Raw genomic sequence first — 13,734 nt, forward strand, 5'->3', positions numbered from 1 at the left:
TTTATTGTCACCGAGCTAGAAAGCGCGTAAACTAAAGGAAACCATGAGGGAAGTTTATCGGAGGGGAAGCTGAGATGGACATTCGGATCTTTGAAGACAATCTGGAGCTTGACCAGGCGGCGGCGCGGCTCATCGCCGATCTGACGAAAGCCAAGCCGAACGCGGTGCTCGGGCTCGCCACAGGCTCGACTCCGGTCGGAATCTACCGCAGCCTGGTCGAGACGGCCGCTGCGGAGGGCATCACCTTCAAAAACGTCACGACCTACAACCTGGACGAGTACGTAGGCTTGACGCCTGACAACGAGCAAAGCTACGCTTATTACATGAACCAGCATCTGTTCTCCAAAATCGACATCCCGCTGAACCAGACGTTCCTGCCGGACGGCATGGCGGCCGATCTGGACGCTTTCTGCGCGAAGTACGACCGCATGCTTGAAAGCGCGCGCGTCGATCTGCAGCTGCTCGGCCTCGGCCACAACGGCCACATCGGCTTCAACGAGCCGGATCGCGAGCTTGCCGCCGGCACCCATGTCGTCACGCTCGACGAGGCGACCCGCGAGGCGAACGCCCGCTTCTTCGCCTCGCTCGACGAAGTGCCGACGCAGGCGGTCACGATGGGCGTCGGCTCCATCCTCAAGGCGGCGCGCATCCTGCTCGTCGTCCGCGGCGCCGACAAGGCCGAGGTCGTGAAGCGCGCGCTGGCCGGTCCGGTCACGACGGACTGCCCGGCCTCGCTGCTGCAGCTTCACGCCGACGTCACGGTCCTGCTCGACAAGGAGGCAGCAAGCCTGCTGGCAACAGGAGGGAACCAAGGATGCAGCCCTTTCGCATCAGCAATGTAACGATCGCCGTCGACGGAGCCGCTGTTCACGGCTCCATCTCCGTGAAGGACGGCCGGATCGACTCGATCTCGCCCGGCGCAGGCGCCGAGCCGGCGGCCGGCGAGACGACGATCGACGGGCGCGGCGGCTGGCTGCTGCCGGGCTTCATCGATCTTCACGTGCACGGCGGCTACGGCGCCGACTTCATGGATGCCGGCCACGAGGCCTATGACACGATCTCCAGATTCCATGCCCAGCACGGCACGACGACGATGCTCGCCACGACGATGACCGAATCGCCGGGCCGCATCCGCGCTACGCTGGATGCCGTCGACGAGTACCGCAGCGCGCCGATGCCTTATGCGCGTCTGGCCGGCGTGCATCTCGAGGGGCCGTTCGTCAGTCCCGACTGGATGGGCGCCCAGAACCCCGCGCATCGCGTCGATCCGAGGCTCGACTGGCTGCAGGAGTGGCATGACGCCTATCCGACGCTGATCAAGCAGATGACGCTCGCTCCGGAGCGCGAAGGCGCGCTGCAGATGATCGCCTGGCTCTCCGAGCGAGGCATCGTCGCCTCCGCCGGCCATACGGACGCGCGCTTCGACGACATGCAGGCGGCAGCCGACGCGGGCCTGCGCGGCATGACGCATACGTTCAACGCCTGCCGCGGCCTGCACCATCGCGAGCCTGGAGCGGTCGGGGCGGCGCTGACCGACGACCGCATCCATGCCGAGCTGATCGCCGACGGCCATCATGTCCATGATGCGGCGATGCGGCTGCTCGCCCGCGCCAAGCCGCCCGGCAAGCTGACGCTCATCACCGATGCGATCGCGGCAGCCGGCCTCGAGGACGGAATGTACGAGCTCGGCGGCCTGGCCGTCACGATGAAGGACGGCGTCTGCCGCCTCGCCGATGGCGGCAATCTCGCCGGCAGCACGCTGACGATGGAGGCGGCGCTGAAGCGCTTCGTGCAAGCGACCGGCTGGACCGTGCCGCAAGCGAGCGTGCTCGCAAGCGCCAACCCGGCGCAGCTGCTCGGCCTCTCCGAGCAGACCGGCAGCATCGCCGCAGGCAAATGGGCCGACCTCGTGCTGCTGACCGAGGAGCTCGACGTCGTCGGCACCTGGGTGTGCGGCCGCCGCGTCTTCGAAGCCGAGCCGCGCTGAAGCCCGCTTCGCGCGAGCTGTATCGGCGTCGTCCGCGAAGCCTCCGCCCTTTATCGCTGAATTCCAAAAAAGCGTCCCGCCCGATTTTTCATCGGGCAGGACGCTTTTTTTTGGATCGGCTTGCGGAAGCTCCGCTCCAGAGCGGCGTCGACGCCATCCGCTTAAAATAGGAGAATCGGCGGAATCCGCCTTCATCGGAATCGGAGAGAGGCTTCGGGCGCGGAACGATCGTTTGCGCCCGAAAGCGGCCTTCGTCAAGCTTCGGGATCGGCGCTACGCTTCTTCCTCGTCCTCGTCGCCCGCCAAATAGACGGTCACGCCGCAGCGGCGGGCGTAATCGGACAGCGCCCCCTCGAGCGGACGGTCGGTGATGACCGCGTCCAGATCCTTGAGCTGGGCGATCGAGAACAGCGACGTGCGCCCGACCTTGCTCTGGTCGAACACCGCATAGGTGATCTGCGAGCGGCTGATGAGCGCCTTGGCGATCTGCGCCTCCTGCTCGGAATACGTCGTGATGCCGCCGTTCTCGGAGATGCCGTCGACGCCGATGAACATCTTGCCGATGTTCAGATGCGACACCATGCCCTCGCCGAGCGGCCCGCACAGCTCGAAGCTGTTATGCCGCATCATGCCCCCGGTGACGACGACCTGGATGTCGCTGCCGGCCAGCTCCATCGCGATGTTGACCGCATTGGTCACGACCGTGATGCCGCGGCGCATCTTGATGAGCTTGGCGATCAGATAGTTCGTCGTTCCCCCGGACAGGCCGACGACGTCGCCCTCCACGATATGGCGGGCCGCCTCGGCCGCGATATGCTCCTTCTCCAGCAGCGAGATGCCCTGACGCTCGGCGAACGAGCTGTCCCGCACCGGATTCATCCCGTCGTACATCGCCCCGCCGATCGTCCGCACGAGCGGTCCGGTCCGCTCCAGCAGCTCCAGGTCGCGCCGCGCCGTCGCCTCCGAGCAGCCGAACCGCTCCACGATATCGGAAATCGTGATCCGCCCTTGCTGCTTGAGCACCGTCAGGATGCCTTCGCGCCTGCGTTCTCCCTTGTTCATTTCGGTCATCGGTTCAACGCTCCACCCATACGGAATTGTTCAGCCGCTGCTCGGCAGAGGCCCAGTCCGGCAGCGCTTCCCAGTCGCCGCGCCCCTGCACGGCCAGCGAGCCGCAGATGCTGCCGAGCCGGACCGCTTCCGCCGGCTCCATGCCTTTGAGCAGCCCGGCCAGGAATCCGGCGCAGAAGCCGTCCCCCGCGCCGACGGTGTCGACGACCTTTTCGGCCGGGTAGAACGGAATGAACGCGCTCCGTCCGCCCTCCAGCAGCAGCGTGCCGTCGCCCTTGCTCTTGATCACCGCGACCGAGCCGAGCGCCTGGACGCGCCGGAGGATGTCCCCCTCGTCGTCCGTATCGTACAGCAGCTTGAGCTCGTCCCATCCCGGCAGGAAATAGTCCGCCAGCTCGGCCGCCGGCAGCAGCGCCCGGCGCGCCTCCTCGATGCTCCACAGCTTGAGCCGCAGGTTCGGATCGAAGCTGATCTTGACTCCGGCGTCGCGGGCGATCCGCATCGCCTCCAGCACCGTCTCGCGGGCGCTGTCCGACAGCGCCATCGTGATGCCCGTCACATGCAGCAGCTTGGCCCCGCGGATGTAGTCCGCGTCCAGCCGATCGGGCGTCATCCGGCTCGCCGCCGAGCCTCGGCGATGGTAGTGGACCGCCAGGCGCCCCGCCACTTCCTCGCGGAACATGAGCCCCGTCGGCGCTTCCGGGCTGAGATGCGCGCGCGACACGTCGACGCCTTCGCCTCGCAGCGCTTTCAAGATGCGGCGCCCGAGCGGATCGGCTCCGAGCGCGCCGCACCAGCCGGCCGAGCCGCCGAGGCGGGATACGCCGATGGCCAGATTGCTCTCCGCGCCGCCGAAGGCGGATTGCAGCGAGTCCGCATGCTCCAAGGCGCGGTTCTCCTGCGGCATGAACAGAGCCATGCTTTCGCCGAAGGTGATGAGATCCGGTGAAACCGTCATGTGCTGCTTCCCCTCTCCTGATTGCTCGCGTTAAAGGAATAAAGCCTCTGCTTCGTCCATCAGGCCGGAGGACGCGTCCGCCGCAGGAGCGGTTTGGCGAGTCCTCGCGGCCTGAAGGGAAAGCAAGGCGTCGGATCCGCTGCTCTTATTCGAAGAACGGGTTGACCATGAAGTACAGGATCACCACGTACAGAGCGAGCAGGATGAAGCTGAACATGCGCACTTTGGCGATGCTTGCCGTCGCGCTCTGGCCCGCCTGGATCTGGCTGACGATGCCTTTGAGCGGCTTGGTCTGGATGCCGCCCAGCGCCGCGATGGCGAGGAACAGCACGATCGAGAGGATCATCCAGGCGACGGTGTAGTCGGCCTTGGAGATCAGGTAGCCTCCCGTCAGAAACTGCAGGATCAGGAAGTACTGCGCGATCCGGTTGCCCGTCACGAGTCCTTCGGCCAGTCCCTGCTGTCCGGCTCCGGCCAGACGGGAAGCGCGGCCGACGAGAAACGGCAGGATCAGGTAGAAGCCGAGTCCGCCCGCGCCGAGCACATGCAGGAATACCATAATTTGCGTCATCTTTCATCCTCCTAGGCTTGTCTACGACAAGTATACTAGATGAAATCGGCCATGACAAAAGGAAACGCTTCATTTGCTTCCGTTTTCGGCCGCTCTCGTCCTATTTCCGACTTATTTGGGCCTTTATCCGGCCGCATCGGACCGCGCGCCCCGCTTTCGCTTTCGCTCAGGGGGCGCGGCGCTTCCGGAACTCAGCCGCTTTTCAGCCCATGCTTGCGCAGCACGCCGTGGATGGCGAAATAGTCGACCTCCGGCGGCAGCGCGTCCTTAAGCGGACGCAGCTTGTCGGCGCCGAGGCGGCTCGCCGCCTCCAGGATGAGCGGCTCCTGATCCTCGGGTATGATGCGGCTCCAGTCCAGCTCCAGCCCTTCGTCCGCGCAGCGCATCAGATGGCTCTCGGCGGTGACGCGGCTGATGCCGCGCTCCTGGGCGATCTGCTCGATCGTGCCGCCCGCCTGGAACATCTCGTACGTCGCCAGATGGCTGCCGCTCTCGCCCCGACCGGAGAGGGACGCCTCCGCCCGCGCCGGCGCACGGCCGGCGTCAGCCGCCTGGAACAAGTCCGGCTGCCGTCCCGCCTGCGCCTCCTCGCCGGACGTGATCGCGAGCAGCGCGTCGCCGTACTTGTCGGCCTTGGCCGCGCCGATGCCCTTGACTCGCAGCAGCTCGTCGCGGCTCGCCGGAGCGGCGGCCGCCAGCTCGCGCAGCGTCGCGTCGAAGAACAGCATGAACGGCGGCACGCCTTCGCGCGCGGCCGTCTCCTTGCGCCACTGGCGCAGCGCCTCGAACAGCGGCGACGCCTCGCCGGACGCGGCGGCCGAGGCCGCGCGGCGCACCGACGTCGACTTGCGGCGCACGACCGTCTTGCTGCCCTCGAGCACCGGCAGCGCCTCGGCCGTCAGCGAGACGGTCGGATACTGGCCTTCGCTCAGGCGCAGATAGCCTTCGGCCACGAGCCAGTACAGCCAGTCGGAAATCTCCCGCTCCGGCCATTCCCGCAGCAGTCCGTAGGTGGAGAGCCGGTCGAGGCCGAACTGGATGATCTTCTTGTCGCGCGAGCCCTTCAGCACCTTGGCGGCCATCGTCACGCCGAAGCGCCCCTTCATGCGGCCGACGCAGCTGAGCGCCTTCTGCGCCTCGCTCGTCATGTCGAGCCGCTCGCTCTTGTCGAGGCAGTTGCCGCATTTGCCGCAGGGCTCGACGCCCTTCTCGCCGAAATAGTCGACGATGAACTGCTGCAGGCAGCGCTCCGTGCGGCCGAAATTCATCATCGCGTACAGCTTGGACAGCTGCACCGACTTGCGCCCTTCGTCCCCCTGGCCCTGCTCGATCAGGAAGCGCTGGATCTGCACGTCCTGCGGCTCGAACAGCAGCACGCATTCCGACTCCTCGCCGTCGCGGCCCGCGCGTCCGGCTTCCTGATAGTACGACTCGACGTCGCCCGGCATCTGCCAGTGCAGCACGAAGCGCACGTTCGGCTTGTCGATGCCCATGCCGAACGCGTTGGTCGCCACCATGACGCGCGTCTCGTCGAAGCGGAACTTCTCCTGCGCCTCCGCGCGCTCCGCGTCGCCCAGGCCGCCGTGGTACTTGCCCGCCGGGATGCCCTGGCGCAGCAGCTCCTCATGGACCGCCTCGGTCTCCTTGCGCGTCGCCGCATAGATGATGCCGGACTGGTCCGGACGCTCCTGCAGGAACTGCGTCAGGAACCGCTTCTTGTCCGCGCCGGTGACGACCGACAGCGACAGGTTCTCCCGCGCGAAGCCGCTGACGAACACGCTCGGCTCGCGGAGTCCGAGCATCGCCGTGATGTCGTCCGCCACCTCCGGCGTCGCCGTCGCGGTGAACGCCGAGACGAGCGGCCGATCCTCCATGCGCCCGATCCAGCCGGCCAGCTGCCGGTAGCTCGGACGGAAGTCATGGCCCCACTGCGAGACGCAGTGCGCCTCGTCGATCGCGATCATCGGGATGCGCATGCGCTCGGACAGCTCGCCGAACATCGAGCCGTCGAGCCGCTCCGGCGCGATGTAGAGCAGCTTGTACTCCCCGTTCAGCGCCGCGCGCAGCACGTCCCGGTACTCGCCCGCGCCGAGCGAGCTGTTGAGGTACGCCGCCGGCACGCCGACGCGCCGCAGCGCGTCGACCTGGTCCTTCATGAGCGAGATGAGCGGCGAGACGACGATCGTCGTGCCGGTCATCAGCATCGCCGGGATCTGGTAGCAGACCGACTTGCCTCCGCCTGTCGGCAAGATCGCCAGCGTATCCCTGCCTCCCGTGATCGCTTCGATGATCCCTTCCTGCCCCTGGCGGAAGGAATCGTATCCATAGACGCGCTTCAGCAGCTCGCGCGCTTCCTGCAGCATAGGCCTTCGACTCCCTTTCCTGTTCCTGTTCCTGTTTCCGTGGACGGCCGGACTCCCTGAGCGGGCCCGTCCAGCGCTCATCCCTCTATTGTGACAGGTCGGAGAAAAGGTGTCTACCTGCCGGCAGCCGCCTCGCCCTCGTCCTCACCGTGCCCGCGCAGTCCATCCGCCGGCCGCGTCCCGCTCGCCGCCGCCTTGAGCCGCGTCAGCTCGCGGTACAGCTCCAGCAGCTCGGCCTCGCGCTCGCGGATCTCCTCCTCGACCTCGCCGAGCCGCGCCAGCAGCCCCGGATCGGCCGAGTCCGGCGCGCCGCCTGGCGCCGGCAGCAGTCCGGCCCCGAACGTCGCCTCCACCCAGCGGTCGGCCGCCTCGCGCCCCTCTCCGCGGTACAGCTCGACATAGACGTCGAAAATCGCCAGCACGGTGCGGCGGCTGTTCCAGCCGAGAATCTCCACGCTGTCGGCGGCCATCGTCACCGCGCGGCTCAGCTGGAACTCGTTGAGCTTGCCGCGCATCGCCTCGACGCGCGCCACCTCGGCAGCGAACGCCGGGAACGCCGAGCGGAACAGCTCCGCCGATGCCAAGTATTCTTCATGCGTAATCCAGGATTCCTCTTCCATTTCCGCGTTCCCCCTAGCCTTGTCGATCTTCGTGATCCAACCGTCCATCGAGTATACTGGGTGGAGGAAGCTCTTTCAAGGAAGGGGAGATTAGAATGAGCCAAGGACCCGGCTACCTCAAGAGCATCGAGCTGCTGCGCTCCGGAATCGCGAATCCGCGCGAGTACCCGTTCAGCCTGCCGGCGGTCCGCACGCTGGAGCGGCTGCCGCTCCATCCCAAGGTGACCTACCTGATCGGCGAGAACGGCACCGGCAAGTCGACGCTGCTGGAGGCGATCGCCGTCGCCTGGGGCTTCAATCCCGAGGGCGGCACGATCAACTTCAGCTTCTCCACCGCCGAGACGCACTCGGAGCTGCATCGCCATCTGCGGCTGGCGCGCGGCGTGCACAAGCCGCGGGACGGCTTTTTCTTCCGGGCGGAAAGCTACTACAATCTCGCCAGCGAGATCGAACGGCTGGACCGTCCCGACGGCGCGCGAGCCTCCGGCCCGCCGATCATCGACTCCTACGGCGGCAAGCCGCTGCACGAGCAGTCGCATGGCGAGTCGTTCTTCGCCGCGTTCCTGCACCGCTTCGGCGGGCGCGGCCTGTACATCCTCGACGAGCCGGAGGCGGCGCTGTCGCCGCAGCGCCAGCTGTCGATGCTCTCGCGCATCCATCAGCTCGTGCAGAAGCATTCGCAGTTCATCATCGCCACCCATTCGCCGATTCTGATGGCCTACCCGGACGCCGACATCTACCTGCTCGGACCGGACGGTGCCGAGCGGGTCGAGCTGGAGCAGACGCCCCACTGGTCCGTCATGAAGCAGTTCGTCAACCGCAAGCAGGCGATGCTCGACGAGCTGTTGGCGGATGATTGATCCCCAGTTGCGTGAAAAAGGAGGCTAGCCCATGGAGGCAGAAAGCATTCTCGAGCTTGCCGTGAAGGAGCTGTCCAACGTGCAAGGCATCGCCGCGATCGCGCTCGGCGGCTCGCGCGCCCGCGGAACCGCCCACGCCGGCTCCGACTTCGATCTCGGCCTGTATTACCGGCCGGACGCCCCGCCGGACCTGACGCAGCTGCGGGAGGCGGCGCGCAGGCTCGACGACGAGAGCCGCGCGGAGGCGGTCACCCCGCTCGGCGACTGGGGACCTTGGATCAACGGCGGAGGCTGGCTGCGGGTCGGCGGCATGCCGGTCGACCTGCTGTACCGCGATCTGGATCAGGTCGAGCGCGTCATCGGCGATTGCCGGCAAGGCTCGATCCGGATCGACTACCAGCCCGGGCATCCGCATGGCTTCGTGAGCTCCATCTACTTGGCCGAAGCCGCTCTCTGCCAGCCGCTGTGGGATCCGCATGGCGTGCTGGAGCGGCTGAAGCGGAGCGTGCGCCCTTATCCGCCTGCGCTGCAGCGAGCGACGATCGGCCGTTTCCTTTGGGAAGCCTCGTTCGCTCTCGACAACGGCCGAAAAGGCATCCCCAAAGGGGACGCCTCGTATGTCGCGGGCTGCTTTTTCCGCTCCGTCTCCTGCCTCAACCAGACGTTGTTCGCGCTGAACGAAGCGTACTGGATGAACGAGAAGGGCGCGGCCGCGATTGCCGGCTCGCTTCCGCTCGCTCCTGCGGACTACTCCGGCCGCATCGGCCGCCTGTTCGCGGCGCTCGGCGACGACTCCGAGAAGCTGGCGCAGGCCGCTTCCCGGCTGCAGGAGCTTATCCGGGAGACGGAGGCGTTGATGCGGGATTGAGCATGGCCTTGCTGGAAGTGAAGGTATGCTGGCGAGCCGCTGCGATCGATTGTCGGCTCATGGTTGGTTCAAGCGAACCCCGTTCATTTCAAAGGCGGACCTTCACCGAGCCGCTCGGACATGACCCGGTTCGCCAGCTCCAGCGCTTCCTCTCGATTTCGGGCAGGCGCGGCAATCGTCACCCCTTCGTTGCTGTTCCAGCCCTTCTTTTCGTGTAAACGGATGATCGCAAGCTTGCTCCAATCGTACTCGGCCATCACCTCACCGATGAGGTGAATTCTTGGCACGGTCTGACCTTCAGGGTTTATTTCGACCCAATTGAGCCCCAGCCTTCCTCCCCCTCTGCTCATATAAAAAAACGGCGTCGCATCCTCCGGCACGCCGGAGTAGGACTCGCCTACGATGACCAGCTTGCCCTCGAACTTGCCCGCACCTTTCCAGAAGCCGGCCAGCGTCCGCTGAAGCGTGCCTTCGAGTTTCAGCGTCAAGGAACGTCCGGGACGCTCCGGCTGTCCGGCGGTGAACTCGTAGCCTTGGAGCGTGCGGTCGATGCGCTGCGGAAAGAACCACCAGATCAGGCTGCCGGCCAGCAGCAGGACGACCGCCGCGATTCCGGCTCGCATCCAGCGTCCATGGCGCCATGCGCTCATCGCAAGCACCCCCTTTCTTTTCCATCTTAACCGAAAAGCCCCGAATCCGTCTTTCGGATTCGGGGCTGTTTTTCATTCAGGCTCAGCCTTGCGGCGTCGCCACCAGCTTGACGACCGCGCGCACGGAGTCGGCCGAGCGGTCGAGCGCCGCCTGCTCCTCCGCCGTCAGCTCCAGCTCGAACACCTTCTCGATGCCGTCGCCGCCGAGAATCGCGGGCACGCCGAGGAACAAGCCGTCGTAGCCGTACTCGCCCTCCAGCAGCGCGATGACCGGAAGGACGCGCTTCTTGTCCTTCAGGATCGCCTCGGTCATCTGCACGAGCGATGCCGCCGGCGCGTAGTAGGCGCTGCCGTTGCCGAGCAGGCCGACGATCTCGCCGCCGCCGACGCGCGTGCGCTGCACGATCGCCTCGATGCGCTCCGCCGGGATGAGCGTCTCGATCGGGATGCCGCCGACATTGGAGTAGCGCACGAGCGGCACCATGTCGTCGCCGTGGCCGCCGAGCACGAAGCCGCGCACGTCCTCGACCGACACGTTCAGCTCCTGCGCGATGAACGTGCAGTAGCGGGCCGTGTCGAGCACGCCGGACTGGCCGATGACGCGGTTTTTGGGGAAGCCGAGCGTCTCGTAGGCGACATAGGTCATCGCGTCGACCGGGTTGGACAGCAGGATGACGTACGCGTCCGGACTCGTCGCCTTGACGCTTTCGCAGACGGAGCGCACGATGCCGGCATTGACGGCGACGAGATCGTCGCGGCTCATGCCCGGCTTGCGCGCGATGCCCGCCGTGATGATGACGATGTCGGAGCCAGCCGTATCGGCATAATCGGACGTGCCGGTGATGCGCGCGTCGAAGCCTTGCACCGGCGAAGCCTCCAGCATGTCGAGCGCCTTGCCCTTCGTCGGATTTTCCAGCTGCGGGATGTCGACGAGCACGACGTCTCCGAGCTCCTTTTGCGCGAGCATGAGCGCCGTCGTCGCTCCCGTGAACCCGGCTCCTACGACCGTGATCTTCTTGCGTGCGATAGCCATGAGAATCCCTCCATCGGATTGGAATGTCCAGCCTCCTGCATGAAACGATACGCGGCCTTGCCTCGGCAGCAGCGCCGAAAGAGAAGAGCCCGCCGAAGCGGACTCTTGCACGATTTACATGTTGGCGATGACTTGATCCGCGAACTCGGAGCACTTCACTTCTTTGGCGCCTTCCATCAGGCGGGCAAAGTCGTAGGTGACCGTCTTGTTGTTGATCGAAGTTTCCATGCCTTTGTAGATGAGGTCGGCCGCTTCCTGCCAGCCCAGATGCTCGAGCATCATGACGCCGGAGAGGATGACGGAGCCCGGGTTCACCACGTCTTTGTCGGCGTATTTCGGAGCCGTGCCGTGGGTCGCCTCGAAGATCGCGTGGCCGGTGATGTAGTTGATGTTGGCGCCCGGCGCGATGCCGATGCCGCCGACTTGAGCCGCCAGGGCGTCGGACAGGTAGTCGCCGTTCAGGTTCAGCGTCGCGATGACGTCGAAGTCCGTCGGACGGGTCAGCACTTGCTGCAGGGCGATGTCGGCGATGGCGTCCTTCACGAGGATCTTGCCGGCCGCCAGAGCTTCGTCTTGAGCCTTGTTGGCCGCATCCGTGCCTTGCTCGTCCTTGATGCGGTCATATTGGCCCCATGTGAACACCTTGTCGCCGAACTCGGCTTCCGCCACTTCGTAGCCCCAGTTTTTGAAGGCGCCCTCGGTGAACTTCATGATGTTGCCTTTGTGGACCAGCGTGACCGACTTGCGGCCGTGCTCGATCGCGTACTCGATCGCCGCGCGCACGAGGCGCTTGGAGCCCTCGGCCGATACCGGCTTGATGCCGATGCCAGACGTTTCCGGGAAGCGGATCTTGTTCACGCCCATCTCGTTCTGCAGGAAGGAAAGCACTTTTTTAACCGCGTCCGTGCCTTCTTGGTACTCGATGCCGGCGTAGATGTCCTCGGTGTTCTCGCGGAAGATGACCATGTTGACCAGCTCCGGACGCTTCACCGGGGAAGGCACGCCGTCGAAGTAGCGCACAGGGCGCAGGCAGACGTACAGGTCGAGCTCCTGGCGCAGCGCTACGTTCAGGGAACGGATGCCGCCGCCGATCGGAGTCGTCAGCGGTCCTTTGATCGCGACGATGTACTCGCGGATCGCCGTCAGCGTGTCGGCCGGCAGCCATTCGCCGTATTGGTTGAATGCTTTTTCGCCGGCGAATACTTCGTACCAGGCGATCTTCTTCTCGCCGCCGTAGGCTTTTTCGACTGCCGCGTCGAGGACGCGCTTGGAGGCGCGCCAGATGTCGCGGCCCGTGCCGTCGCCTTCGATGAACGGAACGATCGGGTTGTTCGGAACGTTCAGCTTGCCGTTTTCAATCGTGATCTGCTCGCCTTCGGTCGGAAGGGCGAATTTTTCGAGTTGTGCCATTGGGGATGATTCCTCCTCTTGGTATGAAAATCATGCGGGTCCCTGCGCCGGCCAAGCGGCGGAAACGGGACAAGCTGCGTGCGCAGCCGAAGCCCCCCGGACATGAAGCCGGGGGGAGGGAGATCAGCGCTGCTCGATCGGAATGAACTTGGCGCTTGCTGGACCCGTGTACTCCGCGCGCGGGCGGATCAGACGGTTATTATCGTACTGCTCCAGGATATGCGCTGTCCAGCCCGACAGGCGGCTGATCGCGAAGATCGGCGTAAACAGGTCGCGCTTGATGCCGAGCGTCGTGTAGACGGACGCGGAGTAGAAGTCGACGTTCGGCTTCAGGCCCTTCTGTCCGGTCACGATCTCCTCGATCTTCACACTCATGTCGTACAGGTCGAGGTTGCCCTTCAGCTTGCCGAGCTCCTCGGACATCTTTTGCAGATGCTTGGCGCGCGGGTCGCCGTTTTTGTAGACGCGATGGCCGAAGCCCATGATCTTCTCTTTGTTGGCCAGCTTCTCGTTGATGACGGACTCGACGCGGTCCGGCGAGCCGATCTCCTCGAGCATGACCATGACCGCCTCGTTGGCGCCGCCGTGCAGCGGGCCCTTGAGCGCGCCGATCGCGGAGACGACGCCGGAGTAGATGTCCGACAGCGTCGCGACGGTGACGCGGCCGGCGAACGTGGAGGCGTTGAGCTCATGGTCGGCATGCAGCACGAGCGCCTGGTCGAGAGCCTTGACCGCTACATCGTCCGGAGTCTCGCCGGTAAGCATGTAGAGGAAGTTGGCCGCGACGGACAGGCCGGCCTTCGGAGCGATCGGCTCCTGGCCGCTGCGGATGCGGTCGAAAGCGGCGATGACCGTCGGCAGCTGCGCCTGCAGGCGGATCGCCTTGTCTACGTTGGCCTCGCGGCTCATGTCCTGGGCGGCCGGATCGTACAGCGCCAGGGCGGATACCGCCGTGCGGAGCGCCGCCATCGAGTTGGCGTCCTGCGGATAGAGGCGGATCGCGTCGATCACCTCGGCCGGAATCGGGGCGGAGGCGCTCAGCTTGGACTTCAGCTCCTCGAGCTCGGATGCCGTAGGGAGCTTGCCGTACCAGAGCAGGTAGGCGACTTCTTCGAACGTAGCGCCTTCGGCCAGCTCGTCGATGTTGATTCCGCGATAGGTCAGCACTCCGTCGATGATGGAGCTGATGGACGAGGTCGTGGCGACGATGCCTTCGAGACCTTTGGTAGCTGTCATTGAACTCTCTCCTTTGTCTTCGGCGCGCGGATAGGAAGCGGCCGGTAATGGGACTGTCAACATCAGGCTGCGGAAAAAGGCTTGCACCGCCTTTGACAGCGCATTCA

Annotated in this window: 13 protein-coding genes; 4 read left to right on the plus strand and 9 right to left on the minus strand. The window is 65.4% G+C overall.

Features of this window, described 5'->3' with window-relative positions; genetic code table 11:
* Window positions 1-74: 74 nt before the first annotated feature.
* Complete coding sequence (nagB, locus tag NYE40_RS17155; RefSeq protein WP_052333279.1) at window positions 75-842, plus strand: glucosamine-6-phosphate deaminase; 768 nt, start codon at window positions 75-77, stop codon at window positions 840-842.
* Window positions 815-1,987: an N-acetylglucosamine-6-phosphate deacetylase gene (gene nagA, locus NYE40_RS17160; protein ID WP_028599075.1), complete on the plus strand. Its 1,173-nt coding sequence runs from the start codon at window positions 815-817 to the stop codon at window positions 1,985-1,987. The genes nagB and nagA overlap by 28 nt, the downstream gene beginning before the upstream one ends.
* Window positions 1,988-2,260: 273 nt before the next feature.
* Here the strand turns inward: nagA and NYE40_RS17165 are convergent, their stop codons facing one another.
* From NYE40_RS17165 to NYE40_RS17185, 5 genes are all read right to left on the minus strand, one after another.
* Window positions 2,261-3,058 carry a DeoR/GlpR family DNA-binding transcription regulator gene (locus tag NYE40_RS17165; protein ID WP_028599076.1) on the minus strand — a complete coding sequence of 266 codons (798 nt, stop codon included), beginning with the start codon at window positions 3,056-3,058 and terminating at the stop codon, window positions 2,261-2,263.
* 4 nt (window positions 3,059-3,062) lie between these two features.
* Window positions 3,063-4,016, minus strand: coding sequence for a sugar kinase (locus NYE40_RS17170; RefSeq protein ID WP_028599077.1), 954 nt, complete (start codon window positions 4,014-4,016; stop codon window positions 3,063-3,065).
* Between the two features lie 145 nt (window positions 4,017-4,161).
* Complete coding sequence (locus tag NYE40_RS17175; RefSeq protein WP_028599078.1) at window positions 4,162-4,587, minus strand: hypothetical protein; 426 nt, start codon at window positions 4,585-4,587, stop codon at window positions 4,162-4,164.
* 191 nt (window positions 4,588-4,778) lie between these two features.
* Window positions 4,779-6,950 (minus strand): DNA helicase RecQ, encoded by a 2,172-nt coding sequence (gene recQ, locus NYE40_RS17180; RefSeq protein WP_339278719.1) that lies wholly within the window; start codon window positions 6,948-6,950, stop codon window positions 4,779-4,781.
* Between the two features lie 113 nt (window positions 6,951-7,063).
* Window positions 7,064-7,570 carry a hypothetical protein gene (locus NYE40_RS17185; protein WP_028599080.1) on the minus strand — a complete coding sequence of 169 codons (507 nt, stop codon included), beginning with the start codon at window positions 7,568-7,570 and terminating at the stop codon, window positions 7,064-7,066.
* Window positions 7,571-7,665: 95 nt separating this feature from the next.
* On the opposite strand from NYE40_RS17185, the gene NYE40_RS17190 reads away from it, so the two are divergent.
* Together NYE40_RS17190 and NYE40_RS17195 are read left to right on the plus strand one after the other, a co-directional pair.
* Window positions 7,666-8,430: an AAA family ATPase gene (locus NYE40_RS17190; RefSeq protein ID WP_339278720.1), complete on the plus strand. Its 765-nt coding sequence runs from the start codon at window positions 7,666-7,668 to the stop codon at window positions 8,428-8,430.
* A 31-nt stretch (window positions 8,431-8,461) separates the two neighbouring features.
* Complete coding sequence (locus tag NYE40_RS17195) at window positions 8,462-9,298, plus strand: nucleotidyltransferase domain-containing protein (RefSeq protein ID WP_339278721.1); 837 nt, start codon at window positions 8,462-8,464, stop codon at window positions 9,296-9,298.
* Window positions 9,299-9,381: 83 nt separating this feature from the next.
* Here NYE40_RS17195 and NYE40_RS17200 read toward each other — a convergent pair whose 3' ends face one another.
* The 4 genes from NYE40_RS17200 to citZ form a co-directional block, all read right to left on the minus strand.
* Window positions 9,382-9,948 (minus strand): hypothetical protein, encoded by a 567-nt coding sequence (locus tag NYE40_RS17200; protein WP_339278722.1) that lies wholly within the window; start codon window positions 9,946-9,948, stop codon window positions 9,382-9,384.
* Window positions 9,949-10,030: 82 nt separating this feature from the next.
* The gene (gene mdh, locus NYE40_RS17205) at window positions 10,031-10,981 is read right to left on the minus strand and encodes a malate dehydrogenase (RefSeq protein ID WP_339278723.1); all 951 of its coding nucleotides are present in this window, start codon (window positions 10,979-10,981) and stop codon (window positions 10,031-10,033) included.
* Window positions 10,982-11,095: 114 nt separating this feature from the next.
* Window positions 11,096-12,391 carry an NADP-dependent isocitrate dehydrogenase gene (gene icd, locus NYE40_RS17210; protein ID WP_028599085.1) on the minus strand — a complete coding sequence of 432 codons (1,296 nt, stop codon included), beginning with the start codon at window positions 12,389-12,391 and terminating at the stop codon, window positions 11,096-11,098.
* A gap of 123 nt (window positions 12,392-12,514) precedes the next feature.
* Entirely contained in the window at window positions 12,515-13,627 is a 1,113-nt protein-coding gene (citZ, locus tag NYE40_RS17215; RefSeq protein WP_028599086.1) for a citrate synthase, read from the minus strand.
* Window positions 13,628-13,734: the final 107 nt, after the last annotated feature.

Origin of the sequence: Paenibacillus sp. FSL W8-1187 (genome assembly GCF_037965485.1) — a bacterium.
Taxonomy (GTDB): domain Bacteria; phylum Bacillota; class Bacilli; order Paenibacillales; family Paenibacillaceae; genus Paenibacillus_O; species Paenibacillus_O pasadenensis.